The organism is Streptomyces galbus (assembly GCF_005280195.1).
Taxonomy (GTDB): domain Bacteria; phylum Actinomycetota; class Actinomycetes; order Streptomycetales; family Streptomycetaceae; genus Streptomyces; species Streptomyces galbus.
Genome location: NZ_SZPR01000002.1, coordinates 165,316 through 186,240, shown reverse-complemented (window position 1 = coordinate 186,240; position 20,925 = coordinate 165,316). Strand labels below are relative to the sequence as shown.

The window sequence follows — 20,925 nt, the reverse complement described above, 5'->3', positions numbered from 1 at the left end:
AAGATCGGTGACATCTCCAAGGGCCTCAAGGGCATCGGCAAGATCGAGGTCCCCACCCTCCCGGACGGTTCCGTCCATCTCCCCGACGGTCGGCTCCTCGAGCCGAACGGCAACCTCGTCTCGCCCGACGGCACCATCGACACCACGCCGATCCCGCACGAGACGGCTCCGGCGTCGTACCAGACGCCCTCCGGCCTCCCCGACCACTGGACCACCACCCCGACCTCGCACACCCCGGCCTACGCGGGCGTCCCGCACTCGGCCGACAACGCGGCGTACGCGGGGGCCGGGCACACGGCGGACGGCACGGCCCACACCGGCGGTGCCGGGCACACGGCGGACAGCGGCGCCCACACCCCCGCCGCACACACGCCGTCCGACGGCATCCACGGCGGCATCCCGCACTCCACCGGGGGCGGGGGGACGTACACCGGCGGGGCGCCCGTGTCCCACGGCATCCAGGGCGGGATCCCGCACAGTACGGGCGACGCGGTCTCGGCTGGCGGGCACTCCGGTACGACGCCGTCCGCCTGGTACCACGACACCCCGGCGGGCGCCGCGACCCACGACGTCCCGACGACCACACCGCACGAGACGCCTGCGACGACCCCGCACACGGACGGCCACGTCCCCGACACGCAGCACCCCACGGGCCACGACGCTCCCGACAGCCACCCGCACGACACGCCCGACGGCCACCCGCACGACGGTGCCGGACATCACGACGGTGCCGGACACCACGGCGACGACGGATCGCCAGGCGGCGACCACGCCGACGCCGACGCCGGCGACCACGCGGGCCCCGGCGACGACGGCGTGGACGCCGCTGCTCATCACGACGCGGACGCTCCTGCCGTGCCGGGACACGGGGACGCCGACGTACCGGGACACGGCGTGGCCGAGGAGCCGTTCGCGTACAAGCCGCTCGTCTCCGACGCGGAATGGGACCGGCTCACCCCCGCGGAACAGCACCGGGTGGCGTACGCCGAGATCTCGGACGGCACCAGGTCCTTCGCCACGGACACGGACGCCATCAAGTACGGGCAGACGTACTGGAACGACTACGCGGAGAACATGCCGGACGCCCGCCGCAAGGCGGTGTGGGACTACACGGACGAGCCGAACTACAGCCTTTCGGCGCCGCACGCCGACGGCTGGGCGACGTACAAGGAGATGAACGGCTTCCTGCGGGGCGACGCCTCGAAGTGGACCCCGTACGTCCAGCACAACATCGACGAGGTCGACGCGGCCCTCGCGGGACACCCCGTCCCGGAGGACGTCATGGTGGTCCGCGGCACGGGAATCGGGCACCTGCAGCTGGACGATCCCCTCGAGATGCTGGGGAACACCTATACGGACAAGGCCTACATGTCGACGTCCCTGGGTGACCACCCGGTGGCCGCGTTCGCCCATGCGGAGGCGATCCTCCACCTCAGGGTCCCGAAGGGCACCCCCGCCCTGTGGGTGGAGAAGGTCGGCAAGTTCGGGATGGGCGAGCGGGAAGTCCTGCTGGGCAAGGGGACTCAGTACCGGGTGACCCGCGTGTTCATGGAGAATGGGCAGGTCCAGGTGTACGGCGAAGTGCTGCCCAGGTAGCGAGGAGAGGGAGAACGACCATGAGCCGGGAGCGGAACGTCCAGCCCCGCCTGACCGAGCCCCTCCAGTTCGAGGAAGTGGCGGGCCCGGCCCGTTACTCCCGTACCACGGACAAGCCGGTCCAGTACGTGACCGTCGCCAATGGGCAGGGGACCGTCCTCGGCTACGTGTGGGCGAACGACGAGGACGACGCCGCCGGCTGGAAGGTGCGGAAGGCGGGTGGCGACGAGGCCTTCAACCGCGGAGCCCTCTACGTCTCCCGGCTGCGGGACGCCAAGGCGCGGGGGATCGCCCCCACGGCCGCCCTGGCGGAGTTGCTCCGGGACTCCGACCCCGCCCATCCCAGCCACGTCGTCCCCGGGTCCCTCACCCAGGCCTCGAGCCTGCAGGTCGTGAAGGAACTGGCCGAGGAGAGCTGACGGGACGCCGGGGCCGTGAGCAGCGGACGAATGGTTGCCCCGCGCTTCGCCGAGGACCTGCCGTTCAGGGAGGTGAACGCGCCTCCGGCGTACGGCCGGCAGACCGGCGGGCCCGTCGCGCACCTGGCGGTCGCCGACGCGCAGGGCACGGTGATCGGCCACGTGTGGGCCGGCGCCAGCGACGACGCGGCCGGCTGGGTGGTGCCGCCGGGGCTTCCGCCGCGCTCGGTGAACGCCGGAGCGTCGTGGCTGCGGGCGCTGCGCAGCGGCAAGGCCCGGGGGCTGGCGCCCACGGCCCTGCTCGCCGAGCTGGCGCAGGGCGCGAACGACAACGAGCTGAGCCACGCCGTCCCCGGCTCCCTCACCGAGGCCCCGTCCCTCGCGGCCCTCCGGGAACGGGTCGCCGGTGACTGAGCCCGCCCGGAACACCGCACGCCGTGACCAGGACGTGCACTTCGACTCCGTGGGGGAGGGACCCCCCAGGTACCGCGCCCGGACCGACAAGCCGGTCCAGTACCTCACGGTCGTCGACAAGGAGAGCGGCGCCGTCCTCTGCTACGTGTGGGCCGGCGACGAGGACGACGCCGCCGCGTGGGTTCCCCGCGACGACGCCGGAGGCCGGGCCCTCGCCGACGGCGGGCACTGGCACGCCCGGCTGCGCAGCGCCAAGGAGCGGGGCCTCCTGCCGTCCCAGGCGCTCGCCGAGCTGCTGGCCTCCCCGGAGAGCAACCGGGGGCGCGTCCTGCCCGACTCGCTCACCACCGCCCCGAATTCCGACGCGGTCAAGACCTTGGCCGCCTCAACGGAAAGTCACCCGCCCATGGCCACCCCGCCCCAGGGCAACCCGTACGCCACCGCACCCCGAGCCGGTGGCCCCAACCCGTACGCCCACCCCGGCCAGCCCTACGCCCACCCGGGCCAGCCCTACGCCCACCCCGGCCACCAGGGTCACCCGGGCTACCAGGGCCACCCCCAACCCCCCACCCCCGCGTGCAGGTTCTGTGGAGGTTCCCCCGCCGTCCCCGTCACCTTCCGGGCCCACCGCGGGCTTCTGGTCGTCATGACGTTCCGCAAGCTGGACGGGCCGATGTGCGGGGCGTGCGGGGTCGCCGTGTACCGGGCGCTCACCACGGAGACGCTCTGGCAGGGCTGGTGGAGTCCGTTCTCGCTGTTCCTGTTCACCCCGTTCACGCTCCTCCACAACCTCGTGGTGTCCCGCAAGGTGAAGAAGCTCCAGGCCCCGGCGCCGGGACAGCACGGACGGCAGGTCGACCCGGGCGTCCCCGTGCACCGCAGGCCCCTCGCCTACGTCGGCCTCGTCCCCGTCCTGTGGCTCCTGTTCATGATCGTCTCCGGGCTGACGCGGAACTCCTGACCCAGGGGCCGGCCGACGAGGCTCACGGCTCCCGCCCGTTCCCCGATCCGCACCCCCGGGTGTACTCCCCGCCCTCCCGTGCCTTATGTTGCACGGGCAAAGTAAGGGGGAGCTTGCATGCCGCAGCACGGGCACGGGCACGGGCACGAGGGAAGGCGCGCGTCGTGAGCCTGGGTCTCGCCGAGGTCGAGGCCCTCGCGCTGGCCGCGCACGCCGGGCAGACGGACAAGGCGGGCCGGCCCTACGCCGAGCACCTGCGCGCCGTCGCCGAGGGCGTCCGCGCCCGGGGCGGCGGTGACGAACTCGTCGCCGCGGCCTGGCTGCACGACGCAGTGGAGGACGGCGCGCTGAGCGAGGACTGGCTGCGCGCGGCCGACCTCGACCGGCGCACCAAGGACGTGGTCCGCGCCGTGACCAAACGGCCCGGCGAGACCCCGGAGGCGTACGCGCGGCGGATCCTCGCCACCCCGGGCGCCCGGTTGGTGAAGGCGGCGGACCTCGCGCACAACGCCGACCCGGACCGGCTCGCCGCCCTCGACGAGGCGACCGCGCGGCGCCTGGAGCGGAAGTACAGCGCCATGAGGCGGTACCTGGGCCTCACCCCGCACGACTGACGGCACCGGCGGACCGGCCCGGCGGGCAGGATCGCACCGGCGGACCCACCAGCCGGCCGGCACCGGGCGACACAGGCACCGACGGACAGCGACAGACAGCACCTCACGACACCAGACGACACACGCACGGGACGACGACGAATGGCACGGGACTACGACAGCCAACTGCTCGAGTCGGTCGCGGTACGCCGGCGGCGGATGCGCGACGCGCTGCTGTTCGGCACCCAGCGCGGCCGCCGCACGCTGGACGAGCGGCTCGGCAAGGTGTTCGCGGGCATCGCCATCGCGGCCGTGCTGTGCGCCGGCTGCGTCGGCTGGTCCTTCCTCCAGGCCACGCTGGCCAAGCAGAAGGCCGAGCAGGACAAGCAGCGGCAGCAGCAGGAGCAGTTGTACGACCCCTCCGGCGGCAGCCCCTCGGGCAGCCCCTCCGACGGCCCCTCCGGTACGGCGACGCCCGCCGGCGCGAGTGGGGAGAAGCGGTGAAGACGACCGACATGGGTGGCGGGTTCACCTCAAACAGGGCCCGTGGCCGAAATGACGCGATGATAGGTTCCGGTGAGTGGTGAGCACTGCAACGACGTCTCGGACCCAGCTGAGCCGAGTCACCCTGATCGGTGAACGACGGCGCGCCGACCTCGTCCTGCCGTCGGACACGCCGATCGGCCAACTGCTCCCGGACATACTGCGGTTGCTCGACGACCGGGTCGCCACGCGGCCCACCACGCGGCAACTGGTCACCTCCGACGGCTCGGTGCTGCCGAACGACGCCACGCTGTCCTCGGCCGAGGTCGCCGACGGCGCCGTCCTCCAGCTCGTGCGGGCCCACGCCGCGCCCCCCGCGCCGGTCGTGCACGACGTCACCGACCAGGTCGCCGACGACCTCGACCTGCGTGCCTGGCGCTGGCGTCCGGCCGCGCGCCGGGTCAGCGCCGGGGTCGCCACCGTCGTGTTCGCCGTGGCCGCGGCGGTGCTGGCGCGACGCGAGTTCGCGCTGGAGTCCGTCGCCACCGCACTGCTGGCGGCCACCGTGGTCTTCCTGCTGGCCGGTGCCGTCGTGGCGAAGGTCGGCGAGGGCAACCGGGGGCTCGCCACCGCCCTGCTGCTGGCGGCCGGCGGGCTCGGCCTGCTCGCCGCCTGGACCGCCGCCGACGCCTACGACTGGTCCGGCGAGGCACGGCTGGCCGGTGTCGTCGGCGCGCTGGTGCTCACCCTGGTGCTGCTCGCCTACTTCTCGCCGCTGGGCCGCGGCGGGCTGATCGGCGCCGTCGCCGCCGTCGCCGTGGCCCTCGTCTGGGAGGCGGTCGCGGCACTGCAGGACCGGCCCGACCGGCTCGGTGCCGTGATGGCCGTGTTCTCCGTGGTGCTGCTCGGCCTGCTGCCGCGGCTCGCCCTGATGGCCTCCGGGCTCACCGGCCTGGACGACCGGCGCTCCTCGGGCGTCTCGGTCAGCCGTCACCAGGTCTCCAACGCGCTCGCCGCCACCCACCGCGGGCTGGCCCTGGCCACCGTGGTCGCGGCCGCCTCGGCCGCCGCCGGCGGCTGGCTGCTGACGACCGCCGACGAGCCGACCGTGTGGACGGTGGTCCTCGCCTCGCTCACCGCCGTGGTGCTGCTGTCGCGGGCCCGTGCGTTCCCGCTGGTCGCGGAGGTCGTGGCGTTGTTCGGCGCGGCGGCCGTGCTGGTCGTACGCCTCGCGGTGCTCTGGCTGGACCACTCCGGCGGGGCCGGTGCGCTGGCCCTGCTGGCGGCGGCCGCGGTGCTGCCGCTGCTGGTCCTCGCGATCGAACCGCCCGAGCACGTGCGGGTGCGGCTGCGCAGGCTCGCCGATCTCATCGAGTCCTTCGGCGTGATCGGGCTGTTCCCGCTGGCCGTCGGCGTGTTCGGCATCTACGGGCAGTTGCTCGACAAGTTCTGAGTTCCGAGGGACGACGCGGCGGCGCTCCGGGGGAGGCCGCCGCAAGGGGAGAAGGGCGACATGCCGAGCGGTGAGAACTGGCAGAACGAGGTGCTGCGCGACCTGAGGGCCGGCGCGGCACCTCAGCAGGCCGCGTCCCAGCAGCCCGCGGCGCAGCAACCCCCGTCACAGCAGCCCGCCGCGCAGCAGCCCGGGCCCGAGGGGGGCGCTCCCGCTCCCCGGCCCCCGGCCCACCCCGGCGTGCCCGCGCAGAACACGCCGGACCCGGGCCGCCCCGACCCGTCCCCCGAGGCCGGCCCCGGCTACGGCTACCCCCAGCAGCAGCCCTCCTACGGCTACCCGCCCGCCCAGCAGCCCGCCCCCGCTTACGGCTACCCGCAGCAGCCGTACGGCGACCAGGCCGCGCCCGCCGCGTCGTACCCGCAGCAGCCCTACGGCGACCAGGGCGCCGCTGCCCCGGGCCCGCAGCAGCCCCACGGCGACCAGGGCGCCGCACCCGCCGCCCCCTACGCCCAGCACCAGCCCCACCCCGGACACCGGACCCCCCAGCCGGCCCAGCACACCGCCCCGGCCCCGCAGCCGCACGCACAGCCGCAGCCCCCCGCCCGGGGCGCCGGTGCCGGCGCCGCCGCGGCCGCCGGCCGGCGGGGCTCCGTGCCCGACACCCGCCCCGTCGTGGACAAGCGGCTGTCCGCCGCCGCGCTCAAGCCGCGCCACGGCGAGCCGTTCGCCGCCCGCGCCCTGCGCGCGGTGCGCCGTACCGTGTCGTCGTCCGCCGCGCGCGAGGTCGCCGGGGCCACCGCTACCGCCGAGGTGCTGCAGCGGCCCGTCACCACCGGCCGGCAGATCGCCGTCACCTCCATCCGCGGCGGCTCCGGCAAGACCACCGTCGCCGCGCTGCTCGGCGCCACCTACGCGCACTACCGGCAGGACCCGGTGCTGATCGTCGAGGCCGACCCGGCGCTCGGCTCGCTGCCGGTCCGGCTCGGCGCGGAGAGCCTGCGCTGGACCACCGGTGACCTCGCCGCCCTCGTCGAGCCGCAGATGTCGCTGCTGGACATCACCGGCTACCTCGTCCAGCTCCCCGAGAACGCCTGGCTGCTGCCGGGCAGCCAGGGGCAGGTGGGCGCGATGCTCGACACCCGCGGCTACGAGCGGGTCATGGTGTCGCTGCGCCGCTACTTCGGGGTGACCGTCGTCGACTGCGAGACGCTGCCCGCCGAGGTGGCCCGTACCGCGCTGTCCGCAGCGCAGGCCCGGGTGCTCACCGTGCCCGCCACCCTGGAGGGCATCGCCAGCACCCGCTCGGTGCTGGAGTGGATGCGCGGCCTGCCCCGGGACATCACCACCTCGACCGTCGTCGTCCTCACCGAGACCGTGCCGCACCGCGGACTCGACCTGGACAAGGCCGCCCAGCAGCTCGAGGCGACCGGGGCGAGCGTGCTGACCCTGCCCTACGACCGGCACCTCGCGGCCGGCGGCGCCATCCGCACCGACCTGCTCGCCCGCGCCACCCGGCAGGCCGTGACCCGGCTCGCCGCGGACGTCTTCGAACTGTCCCAGAAGCGCCGTTGAGCCCCCTCCGAGGGACCCCACAGAGGCCACGACGATGAGTACCCGACTGATCCACCGCCCGGCGCGCACCACCCGGCCGCCGGCCGCCAGCGAACCGCGCACCATAGAGGCGCCGCCCAACCTGCCCGAGGGCAAGGCGGGTTCCATCGCCACGTCGCTGCTGCCCGTGGCCGGCGTAATGTCGTCCGTCGTGATGATGACGGTCGTGCGCAACAGCCAGTTCGCGGGGCTCGGCGCGATCATCCTCGTGGTCACCCTGGCCGGCTCGCTCACCCTGGTCTTCTCCCAGCGCGGCAAGGCCCAGCGCACCCGCCGCACCCAGCGCGAGGCGTACCTCGCCTACCTGGAGGACCTGCGCGAGGAGCTGTCCCGGGAGGAGCGCGAGCGCGCGGAGACCGCCCAGGTGCTCAACCCGCCGCCGGACGCCCTCTACGACGTCGTGCGCGACCCGGCCCGGCTGTGGGAACGGCGCCGCCTGGACGGCGACTTCCTGCGCGTGCGGGTCGGCACCGGCGAGATGCCCGTGCGCGACCTCAAGGTCGGCCAGCAGGGCTCGTCCGTGCTGACCCCGCCGGACCAGTTCATGCTGAACGAGGCGTCCGCGCTGATGGCCCGCTTCCGCACCGGCACCGACCTGCCGCTGACCGTGCCGCTGGACCGGGTCGGCAACGTCAGCGTCGTCGGCCGCCGCGAGGACACCCTCCGGGTCGCCCGCGCCCTGCTCGTGCAGACCGCCGCGATGCACGCCCCCGACGACGTGGCGCTGGCGCTGGCCGCGCCCGGTGACCGCGTCGCCGACTGGGAGTGGGCCAAGTGGCTGCCCCACCTGCTCGACCCCGAGCAGTTCGACGGGCCGGTCAGCGCCCGCCGGATCGCGCCCTCCGTGCCCCAACTGGCCCGCCAGATAGGCCCCGAGCTGCGCCGCCGGGCCTCCTACGCGGCCGAGGTGCGCCGCGGCCTGTCCGGCCGGGACGCCCTCGCGATGACCTCGCGGCTGCTCGTCGTCGCCGACGCGCACGGCGACGACGCGGTCGACCTGCCCCGGCCCGACGACGCCGTCGGACTGCGCGACATGGGCGTCACGGTGCTGCACCTGCTCGACGAGCGGGTGCAGGAACCGGGCAGCGTCGGCGTGCGGATCACCGTCGACGGCGAGCGCATCGCCATCGAGGACCTGCGCGAGGAGGAGCCGATCGGCGCCCACGGCACCGTCGACGAGATCGGCGTGCCGTTCGCCGAGGGCTTCGCCCGGATGCTCGCCCCGCTGCGCCTGTCCGCCGACTCGATGGCCGCCGACGCCCCCCTGAGCGGCCCGGTCGACTTCGCCGAACTCCTCGGCATCGACGACGTCGCCGACCTCGACCTGGCCCGGCTGTGGGCGCCGCGCGGCGAACGCGCCTTCCTGCGCGTGCCGATCGGCGTCAGCGACTCCCACGACCCGGTCCTGCTCGACCTGAAGGAGTCCTCCGAGCTCGGCATGGGCCCGCACGGCCTGTGCGTCGGCGCCACCGGCTCCGGCAAGTCCGAGCTGCTGCGCACCCTCGTCCTGGCCCTGGTCGCCACCCACCCGCCGGAGGATCTCGCGCTGGTCCTCGTCGACTACAAGGGCGGCGCCACCTTCGCCCCCTTCGCCGACCTCCCGCACGTGGCCGGCGTGATCACCAACCTGGAGAACCAGGCCGGCCTCGTCGAGCGCGTCCACGCCTCGCTGGCCGGCGAGGTCAAGCGCCGCCAGCAGGTCCTCAAGGACGCGGGCAACGTCGCCGACATCGGCCACTACGCGGCCCTGCGCGCCGAGAAGCGCCCCGACCTCGACCCGCTGCCGCACCTGTTCGTGGTGATCGACGAGTTCGGTGAACTCCTCACCGCCAAGCCCGACTTCATCGACCTGTTCCTGTCCATCGGCCGCATCGGCCGCTCCATCGGCGTGCATCTGCTGCTGTCCAGCCAGCGCATCGAGGGCGGCAAGCTCAAGGGCCTGGACACCTACCTGTCGTACCGGCTGGGCCTGCGCACCTTCTCCGCCGACGAGTCGCGCACCGTCCTGGACACCACCGACGCCTTCCACCTGCCGCCGCTGCCCGGCTTCGGCTACCTCAAGGTCGACACCAGCCACTACGAGCGGTTCAAGGCCGGCTACGTCTCCGGCGCCTACCGCGGCCCCGTGCGCCGCGAGCAGGAGGACACCGGGCCGCTCGCCCTGGAGTACGAGGCGTACAACACCCTCGGCGAGGAGGAGAGCGCCGCACCGCAGGAGCCGCAGATGCGGCGCCGGGAGACCGGGCCCACCGAGATGGGCGTGATGGTGCAGCAGCTGGAGAACGCGGGCGCCCGCCCCGTGCGCCAGATCTGGCTGCCCCCGCTGCCCGACGCGGTCGCCCTCGACAAGGTCGCCGGGCCCCTGGAGGTGGGCGCCCGCGGCATGCAGCTGGCCAAGCGGCGCGGACCGCTCCAGGTGCCGCTGGGCCTCCTGGACGACCCGACCAAGCAGTGGCAGGGCCAGTGGTACCTGGACCTCACGGTCGCCGGCGGCCACGCGGCGGTCATCGGCGGACCCCAGTCCGGCAAGACCACCCTGCTGCGCACCCTCGCCCTGTCCCTCGCGCTCACCCACACCCCGCAGGAGGTCGGCGTCTACGGCCTCGACCTGGTCGGCGGCGGTCTCCAGGCGCTGGCCGGGCTGCCGCACGTCGGCGGCGTCGCCGGCCGCGCCGACCGGGAGCGCGCCGCCCGCACCATCGACTCGGTGCGCGGCATGCTCGACCAGCGCGAGGAGCTGTTCCGCGTCCACAACATCGACTCCCTGGAGCAGTTGCGCACCCTGCGCGCGGCGGGCCGCCTGCCCGAGCTGGCGTCCACCGAGATCGTGCTGCTGATCGACGGGTTCGGCGCCCTGCGCGACGACTTCGAGGAACTGGACGACGCGGTCGTCGACATCCTCAAGCGCGGCAGCGGCTACGGCATCCACGTCGTCGCGGGCATGCTGCGCTGGAACGACGTGCGGATCGCGACCCAGTCGCAGTTCGGCACCCGGATCGAGCTGCGGCTGAACGACCCGAGCGAGTCCAGCATCGAGCGCAAGCTCGCCCAGACCCTCGCCCCGGAGGAGAAGGGCCGCGTCCTGACCGACCGCAAGCTGTTCGCGCAGGTCGCGCTGCCCCGCACCGACGGCCTCGCCGACACCTCCGACCTGGGCGCGGTCCTGGAGCGCACCGCCCGCACGATCCGCGCCACCTGGACCGGCGAGGTCGCCCAGCCGGTGCGGGTCCTGCCGCACGTCCTGGAACCCCGGCTCCTGCCCGGCCCGGCCGCCGAACCGCGCCGCGTGCCCATCGCGCTGGACCAGACGCACCTCGCGCCGGTCATGCTCGACCTCTTCCGGCACGACCAGCACCTGCTGATCCTCGGCGACAGCGAGTGCGGCAAGACCAACCTGCTGAAGGTGATCGCCCAGGGCCTCATCGAGCGCTACGGCGACGACGAACTGGTCTTCGGCGTGATGGACCCGCGCCGCGGCCTGCGCGGCGCCGTCCCCGAGGAGTACCGCGGCGGTTACGCCTACAACGCCAAGCTGTGCGGCGCCCTCGCCGCGGGCATCGCCACCGAGCTGGACAAGCGGCTGCCCGACGACGGCGCCGACGCTTCCGACCTGGAGCCGGGCAGCTTCTCCGGCCCGCGCATCGTGATCCTGGTCGACGACTACGACGTGCTGACCACCGCCGGCCAGCAGCCGCTCGCGCCGTTCGTGCCGTACATCCCCTCCGCGCAGGACATCGGGCTGCACTTCGTGCTGACCCGGCGCGTCGCGGGCGCCTCGCGCGGGCTGTACGAGCCGCTGATGATGGGCCTGCGCGAGTCGGGCGCCGCCGCGCTGGTGATGACCGGCGACCGCAGCGAGGGCCAGCTCTTCACCGGGGTGTACGCCTCCCAGCAGCCGCCCGGCCGGGGCGTGCTGGTGCGCCGGGGCGAGCCGAACCGGCTGATCCAGACCGTCTACGCGGGGGAGAGGGTGAACCCATGACGAAGGACGTCGTCGCGCTCACGAAGAAGATGCCGGACCCGCTGAGCGTGATCGCGGGCCTGCTCTCCGGCGGCCCCGATCTGCTGGTGGGCGCCGAGGCGGAGGGGGCGCTGGTGCGGCTGCACGACGAGCAGGGCCGCCCGCTGCTGTCCGTGGAGGCCCCGCTGCTCGTGCAGGTCAGGGGCGAGGCGCAGCGGCTGCTCGGCGCGAGCGAGCCGGAGGTCCCGTACTGGTGGACCGAGGCGCGCGCCACCACCGGTGTGAAGGAGGCCGAGGCGCTCGCCGCGACCTTCGTGGGGCGGATCGCCACGCTGGTCGGCGGCACCGCCTGGCCGCGCGGGGTGGCCACCTCGATCGGGGTGGTGAACACGGAGGGCATGACGGCGGTGCCGGTGCCGGCGGCCGCGCAGCCCGCCGTGGACGTGCTCACCGACAAGGTCGCCGTGGTGATCCAGGACCGGCCGGTCGTCGCGATGACCTCCTGGCTCGCGGACACCTTCCGGGCGGCCGCCGAGGGCGAGCTGGGCCTGCAGATCGTCACCCCGGCCGGCACCCGGCTGTCGCCGGCGGTGCGCGGCGCGCTGCCGGGCTGGCCGTCGCGCTGGGTGGTCCAGGACGAGAAGTGCGGCTACTACGACGGCCTGTCCGGCGCGATCCTGCAGTGGGCCAACGGCCTGTTCGTGACGCTGGAGTCGCCCGGCGCGACGGACGAGGACCCGCGCACCCCCATCGCGGAGACCTTCGCCCAGGGGGCCGCGGACACCGGGGAGCGCCAGCTCGCGGTCTCCTTCCGCTGCGTCCACCCCGCCGACGACCGGCTGGTGCTCGGCGGCGCCGTGGAGTCGGTCTGGCGCGAGATCACCGGCGAGCCCCCGGCCGGCTGGGGCACCGAGGAGCCCGCCAACCTGCCCTGGTCGCTGCGCCAGCTCACCGACGTGGCGTTCGAGCGGTCGCCGGAGCCGACGTGGGTGGTCGTGGTCGGCTCCCCGGAGCGTCCGGGCCTCGCGACGGTGCGGATCACCCGGACGACGGCGGGTGTCGAGGAGGACGTCACGCTGGCCTTCGGCTACGGCGCCGCCGAGGAGCCGCCGACCGAGGCGGTGCAGAGGGCCGCGGAGGCGCTGGCCACCCGCCACGACCTGCAGTCGATGCTGGTCCAGGTCCGCCGGGCCCGCCGCGACCTCTCCGTCCCGCCGCACTTCGAGGGGCCGGGCGTGCCGTACGCCTTCGTGCTGGGCGCCGAGGAGGTCCGCGCGATGCCCGGCGACCGGGCCCGCCGCACGCCGCTGCGTGACACACCGCGGGAGCTGGGCCCGAGGACCCGTCCGGCGCTGTACTACCCGTTCCCGGGCGACGCCTCGGACCTGTCGGGCTGGCAGGACTTCGAGCGCCTGATGCGGCACCTGAAGGGAAGCTGACCGCAGCGCGGACCCCGCGTCAGGCGGAGACCTTCTCCCGGCGGGGCTCGCGCTCCTGCGCGGCCCGCACGGGGTCCTTGCGGAACGCCCAGTCCATACGGGGCTCCACGACGCAGCGGAACACCCGCCGCACGGGGCCGCTGCACAGCACGGTGACGGCGGCCGCGACGGCCAGGCTCACCGTGAGCATGCCGAGGTGGGTGTGGAAGAAGGGGCGGGCGAACACGCCCCGGTAGTCGGCGGCCTTGATCAGGAAGCCGTGCAGCAGGTAGCCGTACAGGGTGCCGGCGCCGAGCGCGGTGAACCACAGCGTGCGCCCGGGCACCCACGCGAAGAAGCACGCGGTGAGCAGCAGGGAGCAGCCGAACAGCGCGAGCTGCATGACCGGCCCCACCCACCAGGGCGCGGCCAGTTCCTGGGCGGCGTCGCGGTGGTAGAACCAGGCGGTGTTCATCCGCGGCACGGCCCAGTACGCGAACGCCAGCGCCAGGGCGAACACGGGGACGGCGGCGATCCGCACGGAGGCGCGCCGCACCAGCCGGAAGTGCTCGGGCTTCAGGCACAGGCCGAGGACGAAGAACGGCAGGAACTGCAGGACCCGCTGGAGGTCGAGGTCGTCCCCGATGCCGGGGGTGACGGAGGCCAGCATGGCCAGGACCAGCGCGAGCGGCAGGGGCCACCGCACGAGCTTCCAGAGCGGGGTGGTGAGCCGCCAGATGAACAGGGCGACCAGGAACCAGGTCAGGTACCAGGGGTCGAGCAGGGTGATGTCCATGGGCTGCCCGTCGACCGCCTGCCGGAACAGCGGGTACGCCGTCTCGAACACGACGTAGGGCACGGCCACGCCGGTGATGAGCCGTCTCAGCCGGTCGGGGCTGCCGTCGAAGCTGCGGGAGAAGAACCCGGAGACGACGATGAACGCCGGCATGTGGAAGGCGTACACGACCATGTACGCGGCCTGCAGCGTCCGGCTGTCGCCCTTCAGCGGCTCCCAGGAGTGGGCCACGGCCACCAGCACGATCGCGAGGTACTTGGCGTTGTCGAAGAACGCGTCACGACCGGGCCGCGGCGGGCGGGGACTCGGGATCGGGGACGAGGCGGCATGGAACATCTGAGGCACCCTAGCGGTGTCCGTGGGTTTGCGTGAAACCCCTGACGTCATTCCGGGTTGAAGGCGGAGCGAGAGCTTCCCGACTACCCGGAATTCCGCGAGGAACACGTGTAGCGTGGACCACTTGCCCTTCCGATATACCTACTTTCATCCCCTCAAGTCCCCGCCAAATGAGGACAAACGACCTCGCTCCGCGATCCCGTACCGGCAATTCGCATTCCCCGCCCATACGTTGTGCGGATACGGCGGCGATACGGCGCCGAACTCCCCCCGGCCGACTCGCCCGTACGGCTGTCGAATTGCTGTGCGGGACGATCACCCCGGCATCGATCACGACTGATGTCCCATGACCCGCATGGCGCGGCCCTGTTGGTGGCACGATGGTCCATGCGGGGGTGCGTCCCCGGGCCGGGAGAGCGGACGACCGAGGGTGTGATCAGTTGTGGCCATTTCACTGTCTGTGGTGCTGCTGTTGGCGATCATCCTGGTGGTGCTGATGCGGGGTGGCTCCATCAAGGCGGGCCCGGCGATCGTCGCGATCCTCTTCGGCTTCTTCCTCGCCTCCACCGGCATGGCCCCGTCGATCAACAGGTTCCTGAACTCCCTGGCGGAGACGATCAACTCGATCAGCTTCTGACCGGACGGCGGCCCGCGGAGCCGCCCCGGGAACGACGCAGGCCCAGGAAGCGGGAAAGCACCCGCTCGCCTGGGCCTGCGTCGTACTGGAGCGGGCGACGGGAATCGAACCCGCGTAGCCAGTTTGGAAGACTGGGGCTCTACCATTGAGCTACGCCCGCACACGTGGGCCGCAGGTCGGTGGACCGCGGCGCCTCAGGCATCGTAGCGGGTCGGTGCCCCTCGCCGCACACCCCGCCGACCGGCCACGGCACGCGCCTGCGGACGCCCCTCGGAACTCGGCCGTCGGCGTGCCCGCGGGCATGTACCCTACGTGTCGCACCAGACGGGGTGTGGCGCAGCTTGGTAGCGCGTCCGCTTTGGGAGCGGAAGGCCGTGGGTTCAAATCCCGCCACCCCGACCACCTGCCCGATCACCGCGCGCAGTGCCGCGCTGATCGTCTTTTGGGCGGCTCACGCCCTGCGGTTACTATGCAAGCTGCGCGCCCGTGTGTCCCGGCCTCATCGGCCACGAACTCCTCCGGGCGGCTATCCGCCGGACCAGTCTGGCCCCGGCAGAACCCAAGCAGTCAGCCACAAGGAGACCTAACCGTGAAGAGCGCCGTGGAGACCCTGAACCCGACCCGGGTTCGGCTCACTGTCGAGGTGCCCTTCGAGGAGCTCAAGGACAGCCTCGACGCGGCGTACAAGAAGATCAACCAGCAGGTCACGGTGAAGGGCTTCCGCAAGGGCAAGATCCCGGCCCGGGTCATCGACCAGCGCTTCGGCCGCGGTGCCGTGCTGGAGGAGGCCGTCAACGACGCGCTGCCGAAGTTCTACACCGAGGCGGTCAACGAGGCCGAGCTGAACGTCCTGGGCCAGCCCGAGGTCGACATCACCGAGCTGAAGGACGGCGAGACGCTGAACTTCACCGCCGAGGTCGACATCCGCCCGTCCCTGGAGCTCCCCGAGGACTTCTCCTCCATCGAGGTCGAGGTCGACGCCGTCGAGGTCACCGACGAGGACGTCGAGAAGTCGGTCGAGCAGCTCCGCGAGCGCTTCGCCTCCACCTCCCCGGTCGAGCGGGCCGCCGAGGACGGCGACGTCGTCACGGTGGACCTGCAGGCCAAGGTCGACGGCGAGGTCCTCGAGGACGGCGTCGCCGAGGGCGTCTCCTACACGATCGGCTCGGGCGAGCTGCTCGAGGGCATCGACGAGGCCGTCAAGGGCCTGTCCGCCGGTGAGGAGGCCACCTTCACCTCCGAGCTGAAGGGCGGCTCCGCGGCCGGCAAGGAGGCCGAGGTCACCGTCAAGGTCACCCAGGTCGCCGCCCGTGAACTGCCCGAGCTGGACGACGAGTTCGCGCAGCTCGCCTCCGAGTTCGACACCCTCGACGAGCTCAGGGCCGACAGCCGCAAGCGCCTGGCGAACATGAAGCAGTTCGACCAGGCCACGCAGGCCCAGGAGCGCGTCCTGGACAAGCTCCTCGAGCTGGTCGAGGTCCCGGTCCCCGAGAAGCTGCTCGAGGACGAGATCAACACCCGCAAGCACAACCTCGAGCACCACCAGCTCGGCCAGATGGGCCTGACCCTCGACAAGTACCTGGAGCTCCAGGACAAGACCGCCGAGGAGTTCGAGACCGAGACCCGCGAGGCCGCGGTCAAGGGCATCAAGACCCAGTTCGTCCTGGACGAGCTCGTCAAGCGCGAGAAGCTCAACGTCAACCAGGAGGAGCTCACCGAGCACCTCATGCGCCGTGCCGCCTCCTCCGGCATGTCGCCCGACCAGTTCGCCCAGGCCGTCGTCGAGGGCGGCCAGGTTCCGCTCCTGGTCGGCGAGGTCGCCCGCGGCAAGGCCCTGGCCCTGGTCGTGGAGTCCGCCACGGTGAAGGACACCAACGGCGAGGTCATCGACCTCGACGACGAAGAGGACGAGGCCGCCGCCGGGGCGACCGACGCCGGCACCGAGGCGGGCGACGCCGCCGAGGAGAAGACCGAGGGCTGACCGCCCCCCGCACCGGCCCCCCGGCCCCCCTGACGCCCGCCCCGCGGGCCGCGGGACGGCCACGGAGCCAGGCACGACGGCACGCAGAACGGGCCCCCGGACCTCACCGGGGGCCCGTTCGCGTCCCCGCCCCCGGCGGCCCGCCGGCCGCCCCGCGGCACGGCGCTACGCCCCCGGCGAACACCTCACTCTGCGGGACTCGCCGAAGGGACCCGCGCGTTAGGGTCCATGAAAGGCAGAACAATGTGAGACGGCCCGGCGCCGTCGTAAGACGAGCAGGTGGATACGTGACGAATCTGATGCCCTCCGCCGCCGGCGAGCCTTCCATCGGTGGTGGCCTCGGCGACCAGGTCTACAACCGGCTGCTCAACGAGCGGATCATCTTCCTCGGCCAGCCGGTCGACGACGACATCGCGAACAAGATCACCGCACAGCTGCTGCTCCTTGCCGCCGACCCGGACAAGGACATCTACCTGTACATCAACAGCCCGGGCGGTTCGATCACGGCCGGCATGGCGATCTACGACACCATGCAGTTCATCAAGAACGACGTGGTGACCATCGCCATGGGCCTCGCGGCCTCGATGGGCCAGTTCCTGCTCAGTGCGGGCACCCCCGGCAAGCGCTTCGCGCTGCCGAACGCCGAGATCCTGATCCACCAGCCCTCCGCGGGCCTGGCGGGCTCGGCCTCCGACATCAAGATCCACGCCGAGCGGCTGCTGCACACCAAGAAGCGCATGGCCGAGCTCACGGCGCAGCACACCGGCCAGTCGGTGGAGCAGATCACCCGCGACTCGGACCGCGACCGCTGGTTCGACGCGTTCGAGGCCAAGGAGTACGGCCTCATCGACGACGTCATCCCGACGGCCGCCGGCATGCCGGGCGGCGGCGGCACCGGGGCGGCCTGAGGCCGCACGGCCCAGCGGGCCCGACAGGCCCCCAGGGGCCCGACGGATCCCCCGCAGGGCCCCGCACGGCCCCCAGCGCTCCAGCAGCCCCCCAGCCACCGCCCCAGCCTTTTCCAGGAGACACCGTGAACGACTTCCCCGGCGCCGGCCTCTACGACCGCACGCGCGCCGAGTACACCGGCCCCACGGCCGAGTCCCGCTACGTCATCCCGCGCTTCGTCGAGCGCACCTCCCAGGGCATCCGCGAGTACGACCCGTACGCGAAGCTCTTCGAGGAGCGCGTGATCTTCCTCGGCGTCCAGATCGACGACGCCTCGGCCAACGACGTCATGGCGCAGCTGCTGTGCCTGGAGTCGATGGACCCCGACCGGGACATCTCGGTCTACATCAACAGCCCCGGCGGCTCCTTCACCGCGCTGACGGCGATCTACGACACGATGCAGTTCGTCAAGCCCGACATCCAGACGGTCTGCATGGGCCAGGCCGCCTCGGCCGCCGCCATCCTGCTGGCCGCCGGTACGCCGGGCAAGCGCATGGCCCTGCCGAACGCCCGCGTCCTGATCCACCAGCCGTACAGCGAGACCGGCCGCGGCCAGGTCTCCGACCTGGAGATCGCCGCCAACGAGATCCTGCGGATGCGGGCCCAGCTGGAGGACCTGCTGGCCAAGCACTCCACCACGCCGATCGAGAAGATCCGCGAGGACATCGAGCGCGACAAGATCCTCACGGCCGAGGACGCCCTGTCGTACGGGCTGATCGACCAGATCATCTCCACCCGGAAGATGAACAACGCGTCCCTGCGTTGACGCGCAGACCGAAGCGTCTGACGCCCCTTGGCACGGTTTGACACGGATCACGTCAAAGCGAACCGTGCCAAGGGGGGCCCGAACGGGGTGCCCGGCAAGGTACCGTCGACATAAGGCAGCACCAGGAGCCGCTGGACTGACGTCCAGTCGTCTCCCAGGCGAAGGGGAAGCACACCGTGGCACGCATCGGTGACGGCGGCGATCTGCTCAAGTGCTCGTTCTGCGGCAAGAGCCAGAAGCAGGTCAAGAAGCTCATCGCAGGGCCCGGTGTGTACATCTGCGACGAGTGCATCGACCTCTGCAACGAGATCATCGAGGAAGAGCTGGCGGAGACCAGCGAGGTCCGCTGGGAGGAACTCCCGAAGCCGCGCGAGATCTACGAGTTCCTCGAGGGCTACGTGGTCGGGCAGGAGGCCGCGAAGAAGGCCCTGTCGGTCGCGGTGTACAACCACTACAAGCGCGTCCAGGCCGGTGAGAACGGCGGGGGACAGAGCCGCGAGGACGCCATCGAGCTGGCGAAGTCCAACATCCTGCTGCTCGGACCCACGGGCTCCGGCAAGACGCTCCTGGCGCAGACCCTGGCCCGCATGCTGAACGTCCCGTTCGCCATCGCGGACGCGACGGCGCTGACGGAGGCCGGCTACGTCGGCGAGGACGTCGAGAACATCCTGCTGAAGCTGATCCAGGCCGCGGACTACGACGTCAAGAAGGCCGAGACCGGGATCATCTACATCGACGAGATCGACAAGGTCGCCCGCAAGAGCGAGAACCCGTCGATCACCCGGGACGTCAGCGGCGAGGGCGTCCAGCAGGCGCTGCTGAAGATCCTGGAGGGCACCACCGCCTCCGTCCCGCCGCAGGGCGGCCGCAAGCACCCGCACCAGGAGTTCATCCAGATCGACACGACGAACGTGCTGTTCATCGTGGGCGGTGCCTTCTCGGGCCTGGAGAAGATCATCGAGACCCGGGCCGGCGCCAAGGGCATCGGCTTCGGCGCGACGATCCGCTCCAAGCGGGAGCTGGAGTCCAAGGACCAGTTCGAGGAGGTCATGCCGGAGGACCTCGTCAAGTTCGGCATGATCCCGGAGTTCATCGGCCGTCTGCCCGTGATCACCAGCGTGCACAACCTGGACCGCGAGGCCCTGCTGCAGATCCTGGTCGAGCCGCGCAACGCGCTGGTCAAGCAGTACCAGCGGCTGTTCGAACTCGACGGCGTGGAGCTGGACTTCGAGCGTGAGGCGCTGGAGGCCATCGCCGACCAGGCCATCCTGCGCCAGACCGGCGCCCGCGGCCTGCGCGCCATCATGGAGGAGGTGCTGATGTCGGTGATGTACGAGGTGCCCTCCCGCAAGGACGTGGCCCGCGTGGTCATCACGGCCGACGTCGTCCACTCCAACGTGAACCCGACCCTCATCCCGAGGGACGCCCGCGGCCGCGGCCCGGGCGAGCAGAAGACGGCGTAGCGAAGCCCGTACGGAAGGGGCCCCGGTCGACCGACCGGGGCCCCTTCCGCGTTCCGGGCCGGCGGCCCGTCCCGCGTCACGCCTTGACGCGCACCTCGTTGCGGAACTTGGCCGTCAGGTCGGCCGCCGCCGTCAGGTCGGCGGACTTGCCGCCCATGGCGTCCGCGAGGTCGACGTGCAGGATCACGCCGATCGTGCTGTGGTCGCCCCAGATGCACACCGGCATGCTGATCTCGCTCGGCCCGGAGGAGGAGGACGACGAGTCGTCCTTGACCTTCATCTCCTGGCACTTGAGGACCGCGTCCTTGAGCCCGGCCGGCTTGAACTCCTTCGGCTGGCCCACGACTTCGCCGTCGCCGTCCTTGGTGGCCTCCTTCTTGGTGTCGGCGAACACGCCGTCCACGACCGCCTCGGGGTCGTCGATGTCGCCGTACACGCCCATGAAGTTGATCATCTTCATGGCGAGCGGGTTCTTCTCGTCCCCGGCCTGGTAACCGGCGTGCACGCCCTCGGCGTTCTTCACGCCGTGCTTCTCGGCGTCCTCGATGTCGCTGTCGTCGAAGCCGCCGGAGTCCACGTCGTCGGACTTCTTGTACTCGGTGAGCACCGTCGCCGGGGTGGTCAGCTTGTGCGGGCCGTCGTCGGCGATGTCCGAGCCGGAGCCGGAGCTGTTGCCCAGCAGCAGGGTCGCGCCGACCGCGATCGCGGCGACGACCGCCACCGCGGCCACGATGATCGCGGCCTTCTTCTTGCCGCCGCCGGACGCCGGCGGCTGCGGGGCACCGTAAGGGGCCTGGCCGTAGGGCGGCTGCTGGCCGTACGGGGGCTGGCCCATCGGCTGGGTGCCGGGCTGCTGGCCGTACGGACCCTGCTGCGGCGGCACACCCTGCGGCGCCTGCTGCGGGTAGCCGTACCCCGGCTGCTGGGGGGTCTGCGGCTGCTGGGGGTAGCCGTAACCGGGCTGGGGGGCCTGCGGCTGCTGCTGGCCGTAGGGGCCCGGCTGACCGTACGGTCCGGGCTGCTGGGGCTGCCCGCCGTACGGGCCCGGCTGGTTGTGACTCATTCCTGCGTTCCCCTCCAAAGCTT

17 protein-coding genes and 2 tRNA genes are annotated in these 20,925 nt (G+C 72.4%); 16 read left to right on the top strand and 3 right to left on the bottom strand.

The window, feature by feature from the left end:
* The 10 genes from E4U92_RS01410 to E4U92_RS01360 form a co-directional block, all read left to right on the top strand.
* On the top strand, positions 1-1,596 hold a 1,596-nt coding region (locus tag E4U92_RS01410), incomplete at its 5' end, for an ADP-ribosyltransferase (RefSeq protein ID WP_277754745.1).
* A gap of 20 nt (positions 1,597-1,616) precedes the next feature.
* A complete protein-coding gene (locus tag E4U92_RS01405) occupies positions 1,617-2,015 on the top strand; it encodes a hypothetical protein (RefSeq protein ID WP_137298371.1) in 399 nt (132 codons plus the stop codon).
* Positions 2,016-2,030: 15 nt separating this feature from the next.
* The gene (locus tag E4U92_RS01400; RefSeq protein WP_137298370.1) at positions 2,031-2,429 is read left to right on the top strand and encodes a hypothetical protein; all 399 of its coding nucleotides are present in this window, start codon (positions 2,031-2,033) and stop codon (positions 2,427-2,429) included.
* Positions 2,422-3,390 (top strand): hypothetical protein, encoded by a 969-nt coding sequence (locus tag E4U92_RS36420; protein WP_229862302.1) that lies wholly within the window; start codon positions 2,422-2,424, stop codon positions 3,388-3,390. The genes E4U92_RS01400 and E4U92_RS36420 overlap by 8 nt, the downstream gene beginning before the upstream one ends.
* A 170-nt stretch (positions 3,391-3,560) precedes the next feature.
* Positions 3,561-4,004: an HD domain-containing protein gene (locus E4U92_RS01385; protein ID WP_137298382.1), complete on the top strand. Its 444-nt coding sequence runs from the start codon at positions 3,561-3,563 to the stop codon at positions 4,002-4,004.
* Positions 4,005-4,145: 141 nt separating this feature from the next.
* Positions 4,146-4,487, top strand: coding sequence for a hypothetical protein (locus E4U92_RS01380; protein ID WP_137298369.1), 342 nt, complete (start codon positions 4,146-4,148; stop codon positions 4,485-4,487).
* A gap of 76 nt (positions 4,488-4,563) precedes the next feature.
* Positions 4,564-5,919: a type VII secretion integral membrane protein EccD gene (gene eccD / locus E4U92_RS01375; RefSeq protein ID WP_137298368.1), complete on the top strand. Its 1,356-nt coding sequence runs from the start codon at positions 4,564-4,566 to the stop codon at positions 5,917-5,919.
* A 60-nt stretch (positions 5,920-5,979) separates the two neighbouring features.
* Positions 5,980-7,494: a nucleotide-binding protein gene (locus E4U92_RS36415; protein WP_137298367.1), complete on the top strand. Its 1,515-nt coding sequence runs from the start codon at positions 5,980-5,982 to the stop codon at positions 7,492-7,494.
* A 34-nt stretch (positions 7,495-7,528) separates the two neighbouring features.
* A complete protein-coding gene (gene eccCa, locus E4U92_RS01365) occupies positions 7,529-11,515 on the top strand; it encodes a type VII secretion protein EccCa (RefSeq protein WP_137298366.1) in 3,987 nt (1,328 codons plus the stop codon).
* Positions 11,512-12,933 carry a DUF6177 family protein gene (locus tag E4U92_RS01360; RefSeq protein ID WP_137298365.1) on the top strand — a complete coding sequence of 474 codons (1,422 nt, stop codon included), beginning with the start codon at positions 11,512-11,514 and terminating at the stop codon, positions 12,931-12,933. Before eccCa ends, E4U92_RS01360 begins: the two co-directional genes overlap by 4 nt.
* Positions 12,934-12,952: 19 nt before the next feature.
* Here the strand turns inward: E4U92_RS01360 and E4U92_RS01355 are convergent, their stop codons facing one another.
* Positions 12,953-14,044 carry an acyltransferase family protein gene (locus E4U92_RS01355; RefSeq protein ID WP_137298364.1) on the bottom strand — a complete coding sequence of 364 codons (1,092 nt, stop codon included), beginning with the start codon at positions 14,042-14,044 and terminating at the stop codon, positions 12,953-12,955.
* Between the two features lie 442 nt (positions 14,045-14,486).
* Here E4U92_RS01355 and E4U92_RS01350 point away from each other — a divergent pair, with 442 nt between their 5' ends.
* On the top strand, positions 14,487-14,681 hold the full coding sequence (locus E4U92_RS01350) for a hypothetical protein (RefSeq protein ID WP_067241091.1): 195 nt from the start codon (positions 14,487-14,489) through the stop codon (positions 14,679-14,681).
* 86 nt (positions 14,682-14,767) lie between these two features.
* Here E4U92_RS01350 and E4U92_RS01345 read toward each other — a convergent pair.
* Positions 14,768-14,841 (bottom strand) — tRNA-Gly (locus E4U92_RS01345).
* A 165-nt stretch (positions 14,842-15,006) separates the two neighbouring features.
* Here E4U92_RS01345 and E4U92_RS01340 point away from each other — a divergent pair.
* The 5 genes from E4U92_RS01340 (at position 15,007) to clpX (ending at position 19,839) form a co-directional block, all read left to right on the top strand.
* Positions 15,007-15,083, top strand: a tRNA-Pro gene (locus E4U92_RS01340).
* Positions 15,084-15,270: 187 nt separating this feature from the next.
* Positions 15,271-16,662, top strand: coding sequence for a trigger factor (gene tig / locus E4U92_RS01335; protein WP_168725011.1), 1,392 nt, complete (start codon positions 15,271-15,273; stop codon positions 16,660-16,662).
* A gap of 299 nt (positions 16,663-16,961) precedes the next feature.
* A complete protein-coding gene (locus E4U92_RS01330) occupies positions 16,962-17,570 on the top strand; it encodes an ATP-dependent Clp protease proteolytic subunit (protein ID WP_055623941.1) in 609 nt (202 codons plus the stop codon).
* Positions 17,571-17,695: 125 nt separating this feature from the next.
* Positions 17,696-18,376: an ATP-dependent Clp protease proteolytic subunit gene (locus E4U92_RS01325; protein ID WP_067241118.1), complete on the top strand. Its 681-nt coding sequence runs from the start codon at positions 17,696-17,698 to the stop codon at positions 18,374-18,376.
* A 176-nt stretch (positions 18,377-18,552) separates the two neighbouring features.
* Positions 18,553-19,839, top strand: a complete 1,287-nt coding sequence (gene clpX, locus E4U92_RS01320; RefSeq protein ID WP_137298362.1) for an ATP-dependent Clp protease ATP-binding subunit ClpX — start codon at positions 18,553-18,555, stop codon at positions 19,837-19,839.
* Positions 19,840-19,915: 76 nt separating this feature from the next.
* Here the strand turns inward: clpX and E4U92_RS01315 are convergent, their stop codons facing one another.
* A complete protein-coding gene (locus E4U92_RS01315; protein ID WP_137298361.1) occupies positions 19,916-20,902 on the bottom strand; it encodes a hypothetical protein in 987 nt (328 codons plus the stop codon).
* Between the last annotated feature and the right edge of the window lie 23 nt (positions 20,903-20,925).